Annotated in this window: 20 protein-coding genes and 1 tRNA gene; 7 read left to right on the forward strand and 14 right to left on the reverse strand. The window is 60.0% G+C overall.

The genetic code is table 11. The annotated features are described in order from the left end of the window. Positions 1 to 84: 84 nt before the first annotated feature. From IAE33_RS04190 to IAE33_RS04215, 6 genes are all read right to left on the reverse strand, one after another. Positions 85 to 261: a hypothetical protein gene (locus tag IAE33_RS04190; RefSeq protein ID WP_154660064.1), complete on the reverse strand. Its 177-nt coding sequence runs from the start codon at positions 259 to 261 to the stop codon at positions 85 to 87. 115 nt (positions 262 to 376) lie between these two features. After that, positions 377 to 1,195, reverse strand: coding sequence for a shikimate dehydrogenase (gene aroE / locus IAE33_RS04195; protein WP_201162390.1), 819 nt, complete (start codon positions 1,193 to 1,195; stop codon positions 377 to 379). Then, positions 1,192 to 2,424: a CaiB/BaiF CoA transferase family protein gene (locus IAE33_RS04200; RefSeq protein WP_201162392.1), complete on the reverse strand. Its 1,233-nt coding sequence runs from the start codon at positions 2,422 to 2,424 to the stop codon at positions 1,192 to 1,194. The genes aroE and IAE33_RS04200 overlap by 4 nt, the downstream gene beginning before the upstream one ends. Beyond that, the gene (locus IAE33_RS04205) at positions 2,421 to 2,876 is read right to left on the reverse strand and encodes a MaoC family dehydratase (RefSeq protein WP_201162394.1); all 456 of its coding nucleotides are present in this window, start codon (positions 2,874 to 2,876) and stop codon (positions 2,421 to 2,423) included. The genes IAE33_RS04200 and IAE33_RS04205 overlap by 4 nt, the downstream gene beginning before the upstream one ends. Then, entirely contained in the window at positions 2,873 to 3,271 is a 399-nt protein-coding gene (locus IAE33_RS04210; RefSeq protein WP_201162396.1) for a VOC family protein, read from the reverse strand. Before IAE33_RS04210 ends, IAE33_RS04205 begins: the two co-directional genes overlap by 4 nt. Then, positions 3,268 to 4,212, reverse strand: a complete 945-nt coding sequence (locus tag IAE33_RS04215) for a ketopantoate reductase family protein (RefSeq protein ID WP_028633425.1) — start codon at positions 4,210 to 4,212, stop codon at positions 3,268 to 3,270. The genes IAE33_RS04210 and IAE33_RS04215 overlap by 4 nt, the downstream gene beginning before the upstream one ends. A 93-nt stretch (positions 4,213 to 4,305) precedes the next feature. Between IAE33_RS04215 and IAE33_RS04220 the strand changes: the two genes are divergently transcribed. Beyond that, the gene (locus tag IAE33_RS04220) at positions 4,306 to 5,211 is read left to right on the forward strand and encodes a LysR family transcriptional regulator (RefSeq protein ID WP_201162397.1); all 906 of its coding nucleotides are present in this window, start codon (positions 4,306 to 4,308) and stop codon (positions 5,209 to 5,211) included. A gap of 37 nt (positions 5,212 to 5,248) precedes the next feature. Here IAE33_RS04220 and bla read toward each other — a convergent pair whose 3' ends face one another. The 5 genes from bla to IAE33_RS04245 all read right to left on the reverse strand — a co-directional run bounded on the left by bla (position 5,249) and on the right by IAE33_RS04245 (position 9,550). After that, on the reverse strand, positions 5,249 to 6,127 hold the full coding sequence (gene bla / locus IAE33_RS04225; protein ID WP_201162399.1) for a class A beta-lactamase: 879 nt from the start codon (positions 6,125 to 6,127) through the stop codon (positions 5,249 to 5,251). Positions 6,128 to 6,333: 206 nt separating this feature from the next. Beyond that, positions 6,334 to 7,665 carry a hypothetical protein gene (locus IAE33_RS04230; protein WP_201162401.1) on the reverse strand — a complete coding sequence of 444 codons (1,332 nt, stop codon included), beginning with the start codon at positions 7,663 to 7,665 and terminating at the stop codon, positions 6,334 to 6,336. Between the two features lie 384 nt (positions 7,666 to 8,049). Next, positions 8,050 to 8,355: an NIPSNAP family protein gene (locus IAE33_RS04235; protein ID WP_201162403.1), complete on the reverse strand. Its 306-nt coding sequence runs from the start codon at positions 8,353 to 8,355 to the stop codon at positions 8,050 to 8,052. Positions 8,356 to 8,645: 290 nt separating this feature from the next. Continuing rightward, complete coding sequence (locus IAE33_RS04240; RefSeq protein ID WP_201162405.1) at positions 8,646 to 9,008, reverse strand: hypothetical protein; 363 nt, start codon at positions 9,006 to 9,008, stop codon at positions 8,646 to 8,648. Between the two features lie 191 nt (positions 9,009 to 9,199). Next, complete coding sequence (locus IAE33_RS04245) at positions 9,200 to 9,550, reverse strand: hypothetical protein (protein ID WP_201162407.1); 351 nt, start codon at positions 9,548 to 9,550, stop codon at positions 9,200 to 9,202. Positions 9,551 to 10,092: 542 nt separating this feature from the next. Here IAE33_RS04245 and IAE33_RS04250 point away from each other — a divergent pair. Together IAE33_RS04250 and IAE33_RS04255 are read left to right on the forward strand one after the other, a co-directional pair. After that, positions 10,093 to 10,371, forward strand: a complete 279-nt coding sequence (locus IAE33_RS04250) for a type II toxin-antitoxin system RelE/ParE family toxin (RefSeq protein ID WP_201162409.1) — start codon at positions 10,093 to 10,095, stop codon at positions 10,369 to 10,371. A gap of 8 nt (positions 10,372 to 10,379) precedes the next feature. Next, a complete protein-coding gene (locus IAE33_RS04255) occupies positions 10,380 to 10,679 on the forward strand; it encodes a HigA family addiction module antitoxin (protein WP_201162411.1) in 300 nt (99 codons plus the stop codon). A gap of 259 nt (positions 10,680 to 10,938) precedes the next feature. On the opposite strand, the gene IAE33_RS04260 is transcribed toward IAE33_RS04255, so the two are convergent. After that, positions 10,939 to 11,012, reverse strand: a tRNA-Cys gene (locus IAE33_RS04260). A 154-nt stretch (positions 11,013 to 11,166) separates the two neighbouring features. Then, positions 11,167 to 12,186 carry a protease SohB gene (gene sohB, locus IAE33_RS04265; RefSeq protein WP_201162472.1) on the reverse strand — a complete coding sequence of 340 codons (1,020 nt, stop codon included), beginning with the start codon at positions 12,184 to 12,186 and terminating at the stop codon, positions 11,167 to 11,169. Positions 12,187 to 12,383: 197 nt separating this feature from the next. Between sohB and IAE33_RS04270 the strand changes: the two genes are divergently transcribed. The 4 genes from IAE33_RS04270 to IAE33_RS04285 all read left to right on the forward strand — a co-directional run bounded on the left by IAE33_RS04270 (position 12,384) and on the right by IAE33_RS04285 (position 15,538). Continuing rightward, positions 12,384 to 13,094 carry a histidine phosphatase family protein gene (locus tag IAE33_RS04270; protein WP_201162413.1) on the forward strand — a complete coding sequence of 237 codons (711 nt, stop codon included), beginning with the start codon at positions 12,384 to 12,386 and terminating at the stop codon, positions 13,092 to 13,094. A gap of 57 nt (positions 13,095 to 13,151) precedes the next feature. After that, the gene (locus IAE33_RS04275) at positions 13,152 to 13,469 is read left to right on the forward strand and encodes an SCP2 sterol-binding domain-containing protein (protein ID WP_028633561.1); all 318 of its coding nucleotides are present in this window, start codon (positions 13,152 to 13,154) and stop codon (positions 13,467 to 13,469) included. A 192-nt stretch (positions 13,470 to 13,661) separates the two neighbouring features. Further along, positions 13,662 to 14,729: a phosphotransferase family protein gene (locus IAE33_RS04280; protein ID WP_201162414.1), complete on the forward strand. Its 1,068-nt coding sequence runs from the start codon at positions 13,662 to 13,664 to the stop codon at positions 14,727 to 14,729. Between the two features lie 41 nt (positions 14,730 to 14,770). Next, positions 14,771 to 15,538: an SDR family oxidoreductase gene (locus IAE33_RS04285; protein ID WP_201162416.1), complete on the forward strand. Its 768-nt coding sequence runs from the start codon at positions 14,771 to 14,773 to the stop codon at positions 15,536 to 15,538. 39 nt (positions 15,539 to 15,577) lie between these two features. Here IAE33_RS04285 and IAE33_RS04290 read toward each other — a convergent pair whose 3' ends face one another. Next, entirely contained in the window at positions 15,578 to 15,928 is a 351-nt protein-coding gene (locus IAE33_RS04290) for a hypothetical protein (RefSeq protein WP_028633564.1), read from the reverse strand. Positions 15,929 to 16,016: the final 88 nt, after the last annotated feature.

Consider the following 16,016-nt stretch of genomic DNA (forward strand, 5'->3'; position numbering starts at 1 on the left):
CCGCCCAGCGCTGGCGGGCCGGGGTCATCCAGCGTCGCGACAACCAGTGCCTGGCGCGCCGCAGCACGCTTCCTGGGCGGTCCATCAGGCTGACGCGTGTTTCTCTGTCAGTTCGACGACCAGCTTGGCTGCGTCTGCGTCACTTTTCAGGTAGTGAACCTCACCCTCCCCGTCGTCGACCTCGTACAGCTCGGCGAGGTCAGGTTCGCGGTAAGCCTGCGGTATTTCGTCATCGGTCAGTGTTCTGAGTGTGACTGGCATTGCGGATCCTCCCTCTTTAACTCACCGACCCGAACTCACTAGGCGCAGTTCAATGAAACACCTCGCCACGGCGCGAGCGGGCTTTAAGCCAAGCCCGCACGTGGCGACCCATGGCTCACTCCAGCGGGATGGTCAGTTGGTCGATCACTGCCCGGGTATCCGGGCGCACGCCCCGCCACCAGGCAAACGCTTCGGCCGCTTGCTCCACCAGCATGCCTACACCGTCGGCCAGGCGTCCAACGCCCTGCTCCCCTGCCAGCCGTAAAAACGGCGTGAGGCCTTTGCCGTAGGCCAGTTCATAGGCCAACTGTGCAGTGCCCAATACTTGACCCGGCAACGGCGGCCGTTCACCCACCAGGCTCGCCGAGGTAGCGTTGATCACGATGTCGAAGGCCTGACCCTCTAGCGCCTCGTAGCGGCTGATGCGCAGCCGTGGATGGTCCAGCTCGTTGCGCAATTCCATGGCTTTTGCCATGTCTCGATTGGCAACCACCAGCTCGGCAGGTTCAGCGCCCAGGAATGGCAGCAACGCCCCCCGCACTGCACCACCGGCCCCCAGCACCAGCACCCGGCGGTTGCGCAGCGGCTCACCCAGGTTGACTTCAATATCGCGCAACAGCCCTATGCCATCGAAGTTCTCAGCCGTGATGCAGCCACCCTCGAACTTCAGCGCATTGGCCGCGCGGGCCAGCCGGGCACGCTCACTGCGCTGGTCGGCCAGCTCGAAGGCGCGCAGTTTGAAGGGTGCGGTGATATTCATGCCAAGGCCGCCACCGTCGCGAAACTGGTGCACCTGGGCCTCGAACGCCTCCAGCGAACCTTCGATGGCGCCGTATTCCAGCTGCTGGCCAGTGGCGTTGGCAAACAGGCCATGAATCAACGGGGATTTGGTGTGGTTGATCGGCCGGCCGATCACTGCATAGCGGTCGCTCATCGTGCATCTCCGTGTCTGAATAACACACCGTCCGCCTGCATGGCGGTGATTTCTTCGGGGCTGAAGCCAAGCCCAGCCGCGACTTGCGCGTTGTGCTCGCCCAGGTCTGGGGCAACCTGATGCACCGTGGTATCGCAACCCGAAAAGCGGAATGGCAGGTTGGGCAGGCGCAAGGTGCCGTAGCGCGGGTGCTCTTGCTCAAGCACCATGTTGCGCGCCTGGATTTGCGGGTCGGCCAATACCTCATCAATGCGCTGTACCTTGGCACTGGGGATGTCGACGGCATCGAGCAAGGCGAGTACATCGGCCACCGAGCGGGCCCCTACCCAGCTGCGGACCACGGCCAGAATGGATTCGCGGTGGATGTTACGGCCGTTGAGGTTGTGATAACGGGCGTCACTGCCAAAGCCTGCTGGCCCGCCATGGGCTTCGAGCATGGCGGCAAAGCGCTGCCAGGCGTCGTCGACCTGGGCCGCGATCACCAGGTCGCCATCGGCCGCGCGGAACACCCCGTACAAGGTCGAGGTAGGCATGTCATGGCCGGTTTGCTCCGGCAACACCGTACCGTCAGACAGCGTGTAGCACTGCACGGCATACTCGTGCATCGACACCAGCGTGTCGTACAGGGCCATGTCGATGTGTTGGCCAGCGCCGCTGTTCACCCGCCCCAGCAGCGCGGCATTGATCGCCGCCACCGCATGAATGCCGGTGTACATGTCACCCAGTGAGATACGCAGCAACGGTGGCGCCTCCCCTGGCACACCAACCATCTGCATGATGCCGCTCTTGGCTTCGGCAATCAGCCCGAAACCGGCACGGTGTGCATCCGGGCCGGTATGGCCGTAAGCCGATATGGAGCAGTACACCAGGCGTGGGTTGCGCGCCGACAGTTCGGCGTAACCCAGGCCCAGCTTGTCCAGGGCGCCCGGGCGATAGTTTTCGATGAATACGTCCGCTGAGTCGGTCAGCCTTTGCATGAAGGCTTTGCCGCGCGGGTCCTTCATGTTCACGCTGACGCCCTGCTTGCCCATGTTCAGTTGCAGAAAATAGCCGCTCTGCTGGTCATCCAGTGCATACGCATGCTGGCGCCCGGCATCGCCGCTGCCTGGCCGCTCGACCTTGATCACTTCAGCGCCCAGGGCGGCCAGGCACCGGCCCACGTATGGCCCGGCCAGGAAGTGGCTGTAGTCGATCACACGGATACCTGCCAATGGTAGGGCCTGGCTCATGCTGCGGCCCTCCTGGGCACCATCAAGCGGTGCTCGCCGAGCTGCACCACCTGGCCGTGCTGGTTGATCAACTCGGAGGGCAGCACCACAATGCCCCAGCCTGGCCTGCTGTTGCTCGGGCGCATCGAGCCGACGCGCATGCGCACCTGCAGCACATCGTTGACCTTGATCGGCAGCACGAAGTCCCAGGTCCAGCCCAACGACATGCCCGGTACAAAGCGGTACTCGCACTGGGTTTTCAATCCGTCGGCAATCGACAACCCAAACAGGCCATGGGCCACCAGGCAACCGAAGTGGCTGGCGTTGGCATAGGCCTCATCCACATGCACCGGGGTGTGGTCACCGGTGAGGTCGGCGTAGGCCAGGATCCGTTCGCGGGTGACCGTGTAGGTGGGGCTCAGGCATTCGTCACCTTCACGGGCATCGTCCCAGTATTTTTCCATCCCACTCATGCCTGCACCTCCGCGCGCGGGTCAATGGCCAAGGCCTTGGCGACGCAGTTCGCCGGTTGCGCCTGGATGAACTCAACAGCCAGACCGTCCGGCAGGCGCAGCCAGTTGCGCCCTTGAGGCATCTCGCTCACGTCAAAACGCTGTGCGGCTGCCAGGGCTGCTGCGAGGTCTTCGCACATGATGCCCAGGTGGGCCATGCGGCCTTCCGGGCCGGCGAAGCCGGGTTGGTGAATGAACTGCAAACCACCCAGCGTCCAGTACTGGGAGGGCTGTTCCACACTCCCCTGCACTTCGCGCATGGTCATGCCACACACTTCGCTGAAAAAGCGGATATGCCACTGGATGTCGCTCACCCAGAACGCAACGTGTTCGAGGTAGGCCTTTGGCTGGCTCATAGGGTTTCCTTCTGCTTGTCGGCCATGGCGCGTTCGATGCCCTTGATGCAGGCCACCAGTGTGGCGTTGACCGGTGTGGCCACGCCGTGGCGTTCGCCCCAGCGCACGACGGAGCCGTTGATGAAGTCGATTTCAGTCACCGAGCCTTTTTCCAGACTCTGCAACATCGAGGTGCGAAAACTTGGCGGCAGCCCTTCAGCGGCGAGGGCCCAGACGGCGTCGGCGCTGGTGAGGCCCAGGCAAATCCCGGCACGCTCGGCAACGGCCATGGCTTCAGCCACAGCGGCCTTGGCGGTCCGTTCCAGCAGGGGTTCGCTGTACAACTGCCCATAGCTGAGGGCGGTAATGCCGGTGAGCGCGCCGGTAGCCACGTTGACCAGCAACTTGTCCCACATGGTGCCGAGAATGTTGTCGCTGACGGCGGTCGCCAGCCCGGCACCATTGAAGGCGTCGGCGATGGCCTGCACGCGGTGCGTCACGGCCCCGTCCAGCTCGCCGATGTAGGTCTGCTTGCCGGCCACGCCGGCACGGATGCAGCCCGGCGCCAGCATCACGCCACCGACGTAGGTCTTGCCAGCCAGCACCCGCTCGCGGCCCACGGCGGCTGCCAGGATGTCCTCATGCCCCAGCCCGTTCTGCAGCGACAGCACCACGGTCTGCGGGCCGATGAGGGCGGCAGCCCCGGCGATGGCCTCGGCAGTGTGGAACGACTTCACAAGCACCAGGACCAGGTCGGCTACGCCTGCATCCGCCGCATCGGATGTGGCATTTACCTTCACCCATCGCTCGCCGCGTTCGTCCTGTACCCGCAGCCCCTCCCGATTGATGGCGTCCACATGCGCACGCCCGCGGTTCAACAGCCAGGTTTCATGCCCGGCTTCGCTCAAGGCCGCGCCAATGGCGCAACCCAGGGCACCAGCGCCCAGAATGCATATTTTCAAGTCGCAAACCTCCTTCGGCTTGTGACCACACTAGGCGGCAGCGCTTATTCGCGCTATACAATGGCCTCAATACAATCATTAAGAATCGCAATAATGAGTGAGTTGCAGCACCTTCCTGAGCCTAAGTTGCTGCAGCTGTTTGACGTGCTGTATCACTGCCGCAGCGTCACACGGGCCGCCGAGCAACTCGGGCAAAGCCAGCCCACCATCAGTATCTGGCTGGCACGCCTGCGCGAGCAGCTCAAAGACCCTCTGTTCGTGCGCACACCTGGCGGCATGGCGCCAACGCCGCGCGCCGACCAGCTGATCGGCCCGTGCCGTGAGGTGCTGGAATCCCTGCGGCGCTTGACCACCTGGGAGCCCCAGTTTGCACCGGCTACTGCCCAGCGACGCTTTCGCCTGTGCGTCAGTGATGCCAGCCATATCACGTTACTGCCCCGTATCCTCAACCACCTGCGCAACCATGCACCGGGTATACGCCTCGATGCCGTGCGCATCGATGGCAATACAGAAAGCGCACTGGAGTCCGGTGAAGCGGACCTGGCGATAGGCTTTGTGCCATGGCTGGGGGGTGGCATGTACCAACAGGTGCTGTTCAATCAGGACTGGGTGTGCCTGAGCAACCCGCAACACCTCCGCTTGCAGGGGCCCCTGACCACTGCCTGCTACCAGACCGAAGGGCATGTACAGATCAGTGCCGGCACGGGCCAGAAGCTGCTGGAAGGCAGCCTGACCCGCGCCGGGATTGAACGCAGGATCATGTTGGAGCTGCCGGGTTTTCTTGGCCTGGGCATGATTGTAGGGTCTACGGATTTGATCGCGACCCTGCCCCGGCATATCGGGCAAACGCTTGCCGACATGCACGGGCTCCGGCTGCATGACTGCCCCTTTGCGGTAGAGGGGTTCACGGTCAAACAGCACTGGCATGCGCGTTATCACCAGGATGCAGGTAACCGTTGGTTGAGAGAGGTGATCCGGGGGCTGTTTCAGTCGGAGTGACCCCAGGGCAACGGTGCTTCTGCCCCGCCAGAAGGGGTTAATGCCTCAGTACTCTGACAACCGCTTTCATCGAGGCGGCGATGGCGTCATTGTTCCACTCAGAGGCTTTAGTCTCGGCGCGCGAGAACACTACAACGATCCAGGGGGCTTTGCCGGGCGGCCAGATCACTGCCACGTCGTTTGCCACACCGTAGTCTCCAGAGCCAGTCTTGTCGCCGACCAACCAGCCCTGTGGCACGCCGGCGCGGATGCGTTTGTCACCGGTGGTATTGCCTTTCAGCCAGCCCTGCAATTGTTGACGGGCATCCTCCGCAAGACCACTTCCAAGCAGCAACTTTTGCAATGTCACGCCCATGGCCAGGGGCGTCGTCGTATCACGAGGATCACCGGGTAGAGCGGTGTTCAGTGAAGGCTCATTACGGTCTGACCTGAACGCTGGGTCACCCAAGGTTCGGGCGTAGGCCGTCAACCCTTCTGGGCCACCGATGAGTTCAAGCAGCAAGTTACCCGCCGTATTATCGCTGTATTGCAGCGCTGCAGCGCACAGTTCGCGAACCGTCATGCCGGCTTGGACGTGCTGTTCGGTAATCGGCGAATAGGTCACCAGCTGGTCTGCGGCGTAAGTGATGCGCCAGTCCAGCAGTGCCTGGTCTTTGGCGCTTTTTGCCAGGATGGCGGCCGCCAGGATGACTTTGAAGGTGCTGCAGAATGCAAAGCGGTCCCCAGCGCGGTACGCGACGGTCTTGCCTGATGCCGTATCGATGGCCCAGACGCCCAGGGTCACGTTGAATGAGTGCTCGACAGTGGACAGGTCGCTGTCGATGTCGGTAGCGGCCCAGGTGGGCCAGGCCGCCGCAGCGCAAGTTGAAATCATGCCCGATTTGATCAACTGCCTGCGGGTTACCGGCTGGACCATTAAGCGCTCCCTGTGTTGAATGCGTGAGGTGGGATTCTACAGTGCGCGTGTGAGTTGGGGGCAGTGCTTGGCCATGGAATGGGCAGCTGCATAACTTTTATTGAGCGCATCGGAATGACGGGTTATAGGCGGCACCGGTCGCAGTACTGACGCAAGGACTCTGCGTCAGCAAGCATGTGAGGTACGCAAGGTGCCGCAGAAACCAATCAATCGTGCAGCTTGAGCACCCTTTCCAAGAAGTATGAGCCGCGGGTGGGGGTCAGCGTCAGGATGTGTATGCCGTGCCCACTGGCAAACACCTTGTTCGCCGTCCTGAAGTCAGGGCCACCGTCGAACAGCCCCCCGTTGCCGAAGGCGCTGTCGAGCTCTCCGGACCGTGTCAGGCGATACACTTGCAAACGGCCGACGTTGGTGGCGGTCAGCAGGGCGCCACCGAGCACAATGCGATCCTGGTCATCGATGTAAATCTCGCCCAGGGCCAGACCATGGCCATCGCTGCCGAGCGTTAAGGGTTGGCCGCGATTGAAGGTTGGGTCGTTCGCACCTGACTCGGCCAACACGAATACTGTCGTGGGTTGTTGGAGCTGGTACTCCTCGCCCCTGGATACAGCGATCCGACCATTTCTTGAGAATATACCCAGGCGCATGCTTGCCTGAACGGCGAACAGGTCTCGCTGCCCCTGGCCATCATTGAAACGCTCATCGGCGATGCCATGCCGGTCGTAACGTCTCACGATGACGCGTTGGTTGGTGCTTTCTGCTAGCACCAGGAAACTACCGTCGGCGAAGAAGTGCGCACGCAAGACCCGCAATGAAAAACCGGCGTTGTCGGTCAGTGGCAACATGCCGAGATCACGCGCCTCGCCGAGCTCATGTACCAACTCGCCAGTCTCAGGGTTGAAGACCGCCAACCAGCTTTCCGTGTGCTCGTCGTACTCATCTCCAACGGTGTAGGGGAAGATGGCTCGCAGTGAGCCGTTCGCAAATGCCAAAGGGCGCTCGCTGGAGGATAAAAGCGCTTTCGTCGAGTCCTCCACCCGACGCATTTTTGCGCGGCCTTCGTCACCCGTTTGCCAACCTTCGCCGGGGTCTGGTAACGCATGGCCATTATCGCCGAAGGATGTGACCGGTTTGAAGTATTCATCAAAGCGACTGACACCGATGAAGTTTAGATACTGCTCGAAGTTGGCATCGAAATAGGTGGGCAAGCCAACGGCGAAATAGGTCTGCTGGCCATTGATCGTGGCGCCGACAATTCCTCTGAAGTCCAGGGTCTCATCGGGCAGATCGTCAGCTTCTACTACCACATGGCCGGTACTTACGTCCCAGTGACCATCGGCATTGAGCCGGGTGAGCAATCCTGGGCTGGAGTCTGCAGGGTTACGGCCGAATACCACCACCCGTCCCTTGGCGTCGAGGGTGGATGGCCCGACTTGGAGAGAGGCCACGTCCGGGTTATAGCCAGGTTCGGGCGGAATATTGGCCACACCTTGCGTGCCGTAGTCATAGTCAGGCGTGCCGGGAGATTGTGCATACATGCTGGTGAACCCCTGAATGTTAGGATGCCTTGAGACTAAGGCAGTCGATAGGGCTCTCCAACTGGCAAAAATGATAGGTTGCGCACTGCGCCACAGCGACGGAGGGGATTGAACGCCCCGGTGGTGGGGCCCTCAGAGAGGTGTCGAGCAATGGGCGCTCGTTGATAGGTGTTCCCACTATTCCGGCAGCGGTCCAGGGCAGTCGACCGACCCGCCGGCGCTTGCCTGCGATGCCTCTCCCCCCAACCAGCCGAGCTGTTATCAGCGCGAGCCGCGTAGTGAAGGAGCGCTCAATCGTTTGATAGATTGGGTTCGCTAGAGCAGTTCAAAATAGGTGGTGGGATATCAGCCGGCCCCCCAGTGCGGGCCACTTACTCAAAAGCATTACGCAAGCAAAGGGCGAAGGAAGCTTCTCTCGTAGCTCACGATGAACTTCAGTTTGGACGCTTCATCAACCAAGCGCATACAGTCAGGATCGACGGCGGCTTCTTGCCGGTACCGTTCGTAGTCGGCAAGGCTGGAAAAGCTGAAGAGGCAATACGCAACATTATTGGCGCCTTCCGCCGGCAGGAAGTAGCCATGGTGCTGCCCACCCATTCTGGTGACCACGGGTATCCAAGCGCGAGCATAGCGTTCGAATGCATCGAGCTGATAGGGGTCAATGATATAACGGACATGGCAGGTGAGCATTAAATCACTCCTTGATTTGGGATATTTATTGTAGAGAGGGCGGCCACGGTACAACAGAAAACCGCAGGGCCCCAATGCGAGCGTGATGGCTGAGAAGAAGAATTAGTTTTAGACCCGTTCAAATGCAGGTGCGCGCCACCTTCACCCATTTGGACCACGTACCGTTGCGCGTGTAAATGCGAACCTCGGCACCCACGGCACGGCGCTGCACTAACGCCATCACCGGCGTGCCTACCAGATCAATGTCTAACCGAATGCGGTAGCTAGTTGGGGCGCTGCTGAGCGTGCTTTCAGGCGCCCAGGCTGCATGACCTGACCGCATCTTTCACGCGCTCGAGTGGTGATTGCCAAGTGCGGTAAAAGTGGTAGCGAATGGTCGAACCGCCTGGCGCCGCATTAACATCGACCAGGTGTAGCGGGGCCTGTGCGTCAGGTGCCAAGACAGAGTAGCGGGCTCCAGATACCTGCAAAATGCCACCTACGCTTACACCCAGCACCGTGGTGTTCTGCCAGGCATCACGGATGCATTCAGCAACCTGTTGAGGCTGCCTCGATGACTTCAGCTCCAACAAGGGCGGGTTGCTTCGCGTGTCGCCGACACTTGCGCACCCCGCCAGTGCTGCCACCACCATTGCTCCGATCAGAATTCGCATACGTCCCCTCCTGTAAAAATGAAACAGCACTAAATGGTTTTCAACCTTCGGTTATCAGTGCCGCCCCTCAGTCATGAGGTCGCCAATCGAGACGGCCCGAAACACCCTGCCAACGGGCAGGCGTTTCCCTCATGGTCGAAACCGCTCGGGGACGGCTCTTTTGGCTGATGGGAAACTGCTACGGCCTAGGTCTACAAGCAGCCCTGTAAAGCGGAAAGGCGTTTTTTGGCGATCCAGTTGCCATGCACCACGTAGTACTTCGCTTCCGAGCCACTTCCCCTTGGCCTTATGTCGACAAAATACTCAGACCCAAAAGTGTGGACCGTGTAACCAGCATCATGCCCTGACTGCAGAGTGGCTCCGGGCGCTCCGCCAAAGATCGGCTGATTTTCCCACGCATACTGCACACACTTTGCCAGCGCTTGGTCGGACTTAGCCGAGTTCAGTATTTTATAGGGGCCTTTTCCGCGAGCCTCATTCATCGTTGGGGCCACACACCCCGCCAGCATCGCCATCCCCAAGCCAGCTATCAGGATTCGCATGACATTTCTCTTTGAAGCCTGACTCTAGCAGCCGGGGTGACTAGAGAGCCAGCATGGATGAAATGACGGTATAAACCATCATTCAGCCGTCGTAGTTTTGATCACCGCATGAAGGAGTTCGACCAGAAGAAGTGCATGGCTCAAGTGTGACAAATGCAGTCACCCCAGCGCAGCCATTCCTTAATCGGCTTAACGCCATCGCTTCCGCGTGATATAGCCCAGTTGTCTGGGTTTAGCCTTGAGTGCGATTGTGGGCTTGGCCATCGTGGTTTCCTCGTGAGTGTTGGGTCTTCACAGACTCAACGTTCGCCAAGCACCACGATGACCACCCTCTTTCGCCCACAGGGCGCCTTCGGCTGGCTCAGTGACACTACTTCCTGAGCCACGACCTTCAGACCCAACTCCCCGCCGAGCCCCTGCTCCAATCTCGCGCCGAAGCGGATACTGGATGTCTCGTTGAAGACGCTATTCAACAATCAGTTGAATACCGTGTCGAAGGGCGTATACTCGAGCTTAACGAATAACGTTAAGCGTTCACATTCATGATTCGGAGCTTTGCATGCGCCGACACGGAAGCGCTGTTCACCACTGGCAGAACAAGGCGCTGGTCCGACATCAGGTCGGTCGCAGAACGTAAACTGGCCGCACTGGATGCAGCTAAAGAGCTTCGAGACTTGCGCTCTCCACCGGGAAATCGACTTCACCCCCTAGAAGGTGGTAGAGAGGGCCAGCACAGCATAAGCATCAACATGCAATGGCGAGTCTGCTTCATATGGACCGATAACGGCCCAGAAAACGTTGAAATTGTCGACTATCACTGAGGTGCATCATGTTCAAGAATGGCATGCGACCCGTACATCCTGGCGAGGTGCTCCGGGAGGACTTCCAAAGCGAAATGGGCTTTAGCGCTGCAGCCTTGGCCCGTGCCTTGGGTGTTTCTACCCCAACCGTAAACAACATCCTGCTCGAGCGTGGCGGCATTTCTGCTGACATGGCTTTGCGCCTGGCCGCGTGCTTGAACACTACCCCAGAGTTCTGGCTCAACCTGCAAACAGCATACGAGCTGCGCAAGGCCGAGCAAGAGCACGGAGAAGAGATTGCCGGAGCGGTACATCGCCTGGTTGCCTGAGGCAAACTTACGAGCCCGCAGTGCGCGGGCTTTTTCATGCATCCTGACGCAAAAAGCCCAGCGGAGGATGCCGGGAAGCCCGATTTTCAGCCGATGATTATTGGATGACCAAGGCAAAGCTCTTCTTTTTACGCTCACAGGCGCACCCGGCTGAAGGCAATGATTGCCAGGCACTCGATAGGTCAAGTTTCAGAACGCTTGGCTTTTTTTACCCATAAATAAAAACCCCGCAGATGCTAATCTGCGGGGCTTTCAAATATGGAGGCCGAGGTCGGAATCGAACCGGCGTAGACGGATTTGCAATCCGGAGCATAACCACTTTGCTACTCGGCCTCAAAGTTCGGAGTTAGCCGCTTGCGCTTCGCTATCTCCTTGAAACGCTGACCCTTTTTCAAAGTTCGCTGCGTTTCGATGGGCGCCATTATGTCTGCATTCGTTTCACCTTGCAACCCCCTAATCGAAAAAAAATTTCAACAGGTTCAAGGTGTTAGCGCAGGCGGTTGAGTTTGCTCCACAACCCTACCAAAGCGTTCTCGACCGTGCCGCTGGCAGCCATGCCGATACGCTCCTGCAGGCTCTTGCGCTCTGCGTAATGCAGGTGGAACACGTTGGCGGTGCGGGCGCGGTCGCTGATGTACTCGTCGCTGGTTTGCAGGGCATCCACCAATTGGCGGTTGAGTGCCGAGACGCCTAGCCAGACTTCGCCAGTGGCTACCTCATCGATGTGCAGCTGCGGACGATAACGGGCGACAAAGTCCTTGAACAACTGATGGGTGACGTCGAGGTCTTCCTGGAATTTTTCCCGACCCTTTTCGGTATTTTCACCCAGCACGGTAAGGGTGCGTTTGTACTCACCGGCGGTCAGCACCTCGACATCGATGTCGTGCTTCTTCAGCAGGCGGTTCACGTTGGGCAACTGGGCAACCACGCCGATCGAACCGAGCACGGCAAAGGGTGCGCTGATGATCTTCTCGCCGATGCAGGCCATCATGTAACCACCGCTGGCCGCTACCTTGTCGATGCACACCGTCAGCGGTATGCCCGCCTGCCGAATGCGTGCCAACTGCGAGGCTGCCAGGCCATAGCTGTGCACCAGCCCGCCGCCGCTTTCCAGCCGCAGTACCACCTCGTCCCGCGGGGTGGCGAGGGTAAGCAGCGCGGTAATTTCGTTACGCAGGCTTTCCGTGGCAGAGGCCTTGATGTCGCCGTCGAAATCCAGCACGTAGACCCGGCATTTATCGTCGGCCTTGGCCTTCTTGACCTTCTTTTCCGCTTTGCCCTGCTGTTTACGCAAGGCCTTGAGCTCGGCTTTGTCGAACAGGCCTGACTCCAGGCGTTCGCGCAAATCCTTGTAGAAATCGTTCAGCTTTGTAACCTGCAAATGCCCACCCGATTTGCGCCGGCCCTTGCCGCGCAGGCCGGCGACAGCCGAAAGCACCACCAGAATGGCAATGACCAGGGTGGCGGTTTTGGCGAGAAAGCTTGCGTATTCGGCAAGAAACTCCACGTTGACTCCTTTGAATTGCTGCGCCATCTGGCGCGTAACTGTAGCAAGCATACCGGTGCGCCTGGGGTGCCGCCAGCGGTTGCAAATGCCGGCAACATCTTTCAAACAACCTTTTCAAACGCTTGTATGTTTTTCGTTGACAGCCCGATTTTCGCGTCCTAACCTCGGCAGCAATCACCAACAGGCCGGACGCTTACGTGGGCAACCTTTACCTGATCAGACATGGCCAAGCTTCTTTCGGTGCGGATGACTACGATGTCCTTTCGCCCGTCGGCGTCCGTCAGAGCCAGGCACTGGGTGAACACCTGGCTCAACTGGGCCTGGGCCTGGACCGCTGCGTGGCTGGCGACCTGCGCCGCCAGCAGGACACCGCCCGGCTCGCACTTCAAGCGTTGCACCACGGGGGTTCCCCCGTGCCGGCCATTGAGACCGACGCTGCGTTCAACGAGTTCGATGCCGACGGGGTGATTCGCGCCCTGTTGCCAGGCTTGATGGCAGACGAGCCCAATGCACTAGACGTTTTGCGGGACTGCGCCAACAACCGAAGCGAATTCCAACGGTTGTTCGCCATCATGGTTCAACGCTGGCACCGTGGTGAGCATGCCTTGGATGGCCTGGAAAGCTGGGCTGCATTCACCAGGCGTGTACAGGGCGGCCTGGATCGTGTGCTGGAGGCTGCGGGCAGCGGTGACAATATCGCCATTTTCACCTCAGGCGGCACCATCGCTGCGCTGTTGCACCTCATTACGGGCGTTACCCCGGATCAGGCCTTTGCCCTGAACTGGCAGATAATCAACACCTCGCTCACCCAGGTTAAATTCCGCGGGCGCGAGGTGGCACTGGCTTCCTTCAACAGCCAGGCACATGTGCAGCTGTTGAGGACACCGTCGCTTGTCACCTATCGATAAGCCCCGGCTTGCAGTGTCCCCTCGGGGACGTGAAAACCACTCTATAAGGAATGCACCATGACCTCCGTAGCTGATGCCGTTAAAAAGATGCAAGAGAAGTTCAACCCATCCGCTGCCGCCGGCCTGGACCTGGTGTTCGGCTTTAACATCACCGACGAAGACAAGCACTACGCCTTGATCGTCAAGGATGGCACTTGCGCGTTGCAGGAGGGCGAAAACCCCGACGCCAATTGCACCCTGGTAATGGACAGCGAAACCCTCAAAGGTATCGTCAGCGGTGAAACCGACGGCATGCAGGCGTTCATGGGCGGCAAACTGCGCGTTGAGGGCGACATGATGCTGTCGATGAAACTGAGCGAACTGTTCCCGTCCTGATATCAGGGCCGCAGCAGGGCAGAAACCGAAGCCAGCCTGGCTTCGGTTTTTTTTCGCCCACAAAGCGCCACGCATCAACCCCGTTGATTCACCGGCAACACCCCGGCCAATGAGCCACTGGTACGCTTGTTCCACTAGCTGATTGCCATTAGATTGCAAAATAGTCCTTGCGAGCGAGAATAAGGAAACCCCATGACGCTCACCGATCAGTCAGCGCAGGTCCGCCCAGGGGAAGAGCTCGATGCCGCCCTCATCGATCAGTACCTCAAGGCGCACATCCATGGCCTGGGCGGCATGCCAAAGGTCAGCCAGTTCCCAGGCGGCGCGTCCAACCTTACCTACCTGATCAGCTACCCGGACCGTGATCTAGTCCTGCGTCGCCCGCCCTTCGGGCAAAAGGCCAAGTCGGCGCATGACATGGGCCGTGAGTTTCGCATCCTCAACCAGCTGAACAGCGGCTTCCCCTACTGCCCCAAGGCCTATGCCCACTGCACCGATACCGGCCTGATAGGCAGCGAGTTCTATGTGATGGAACGGGTCAAGGGCATTATCCTGCGCTCCGACATCCCTGCAGAACTGAACCTGGACGCTGCCCGCACCCAGGTCCTGTGCCACAGTTTCATCGACCGGCTGGTCGAACTGCACCAAGTCGACTTTGAAGCCTGCGGCCTTGCCGACCTGGGCAAGCCTGAAGGTTATGTACAGCGGCAGATCGCCGGCTGGACCAGTCGGTACGAAAAAGCCCTGACCCCCGATGCGCCCCGCTGGCAGCAGGTAACGGCCTGGCTGCATGACAAGATGCCTGCCGACCACCCGCAACCGGCCATCGTGCATAACGACTACCGCTTCGACAACGTGATCCTCGATGCCGACAACCCCATGCAGATCATCGGGGTGCTTGACTGGGAGATGGCCACTTTGGGCGACCCGCTGATGGACCTGGGCAACAGCCTGGCCTACTGGATCGAAGCGGGTGACCCAGCCCCGGTGCAACTGATGCGCCGCCAGCCAAGCCATGCACCTGGCATGCTCAGCCGTCGCCAGTTCGTGGAGTATTACGCACAGCGCGCCGGTATCCCGCTGGACAATTTCGATTATTACTATTGCTACGGGCTGTTCCGCCTGGCGGGCATTGTGCAGCAAATCTACTACCGCTATTTCCACGGGCAAACCCAGGACAAGCGCTTTGCCCAGTTCATCCACATGAACCGGCTGCTGGAGCAGATGGCCCTTCAGGTGATCGCAAAATCCAGCCTTTGAGCCGCTCTTCCCACACCAAGGCCCTTACCAAGGAACGCATCATGTCGCAGACTCAGCTGTTCGACCTCACGGGCAAGATCGCCTTCGTTTCCGGCGCCAGCCGCGGCATCGGCGAGGCGATTGCGCACCTGCTTGCACAGCAAGGCGCCCACGTCATTGTTTCCAGCCGCAAACATGAAGGCTGCCAGCAGGTCGCCGATGCCATCGTGGCGGCGGGCGGCCAGGCTACCGCCATCCCCTGCCACATTGGTGAACTGGAGCAGATCAGCCAGGCGTTCGCAGCCATCCGGCAGCAGTTTGGGCGGCTGGACATTCTGATCAATAACGCAGCCACCAACCCCCAGTTCTGCAACGTGCTGGACACCGACCCTGGGGCGTTCCAGAAAACGGTCGACGTGAACATTCGGGGTTACTTCTTCATGTCGGTTGAGGCGGGCAAGCTGATGCGCGAGCACGGCGCTGGCAGCATCATCAATGTGGCGTCGATCAACGGCGTTTCACCGGGGCTGTACCAAGGCATTTACTCGGTGACCAAAGCAGCCGTCATCAACATGACCAAGGTATTCGCCAAGGAATGCGCACAATTCGGCATACGCTGCAACGCCCTGCTACCGGGCCTGACCGACACCAAGTTCGCGTCTGCGCTGGTCAAGAACGAGGCGATACTCAAGGCTGCGCTGCAGCAAATTCCCCTCAAGCGTGTGGCCGACCCCAAGGAAATGGCAGGGGCCGTGCTGTACCTGGCCAGTGATGCATCCAGCTACACCACAGGCACAGCGCTGAACGTCGACGGCGGTTACCTGGCCTGATCGCGCCAGCGCTGCACGAGCCTGGAACCACGGCGCCCGTCAAAGGCAGGTGGCGGCCGCCGCACGGTGCTGCAGGGAAACCCCGTCGTTTTTCTGTGCGTAGTAGTCCACCTGCACCCCACCTGCCTGCGGATAAACGTCGACGAACGTCTCGGCCTCACGGGTGTACACGGTAAAACCACCCTGTGGGCGGGGCTCCAGGTAGCCGCTGGCATCCTGACCGAACACACGCTCCTCCTGCCAGCCGAACTGGATGCACTGGGCAACCCGGTCCGCTGCCTTTTGCGAGGTGAGCTTGGCGGTGGGCTCGCCTTTGCGGGCTGCCTCCATGGTCGCCGAAGCACAACCGACCAGCACCAACGCTACGGCCACGGGCAAAATCGCACGCATGTTCAGTCCTCGAAATCTTGAAAAAGAACGCGACTCTAGCACTGCCAGCATCGCGAGTGAATTGTGGCGCACGTTGCGCTGTCTGACG

This window comes from Pseudomonas sp. S60 (assembly GCF_016647865.1).
GTDB classification, from domain to species: Bacteria; Pseudomonadota; Gammaproteobacteria; order Pseudomonadales; family Pseudomonadaceae; genus Aquipseudomonas; species Aquipseudomonas parafulva.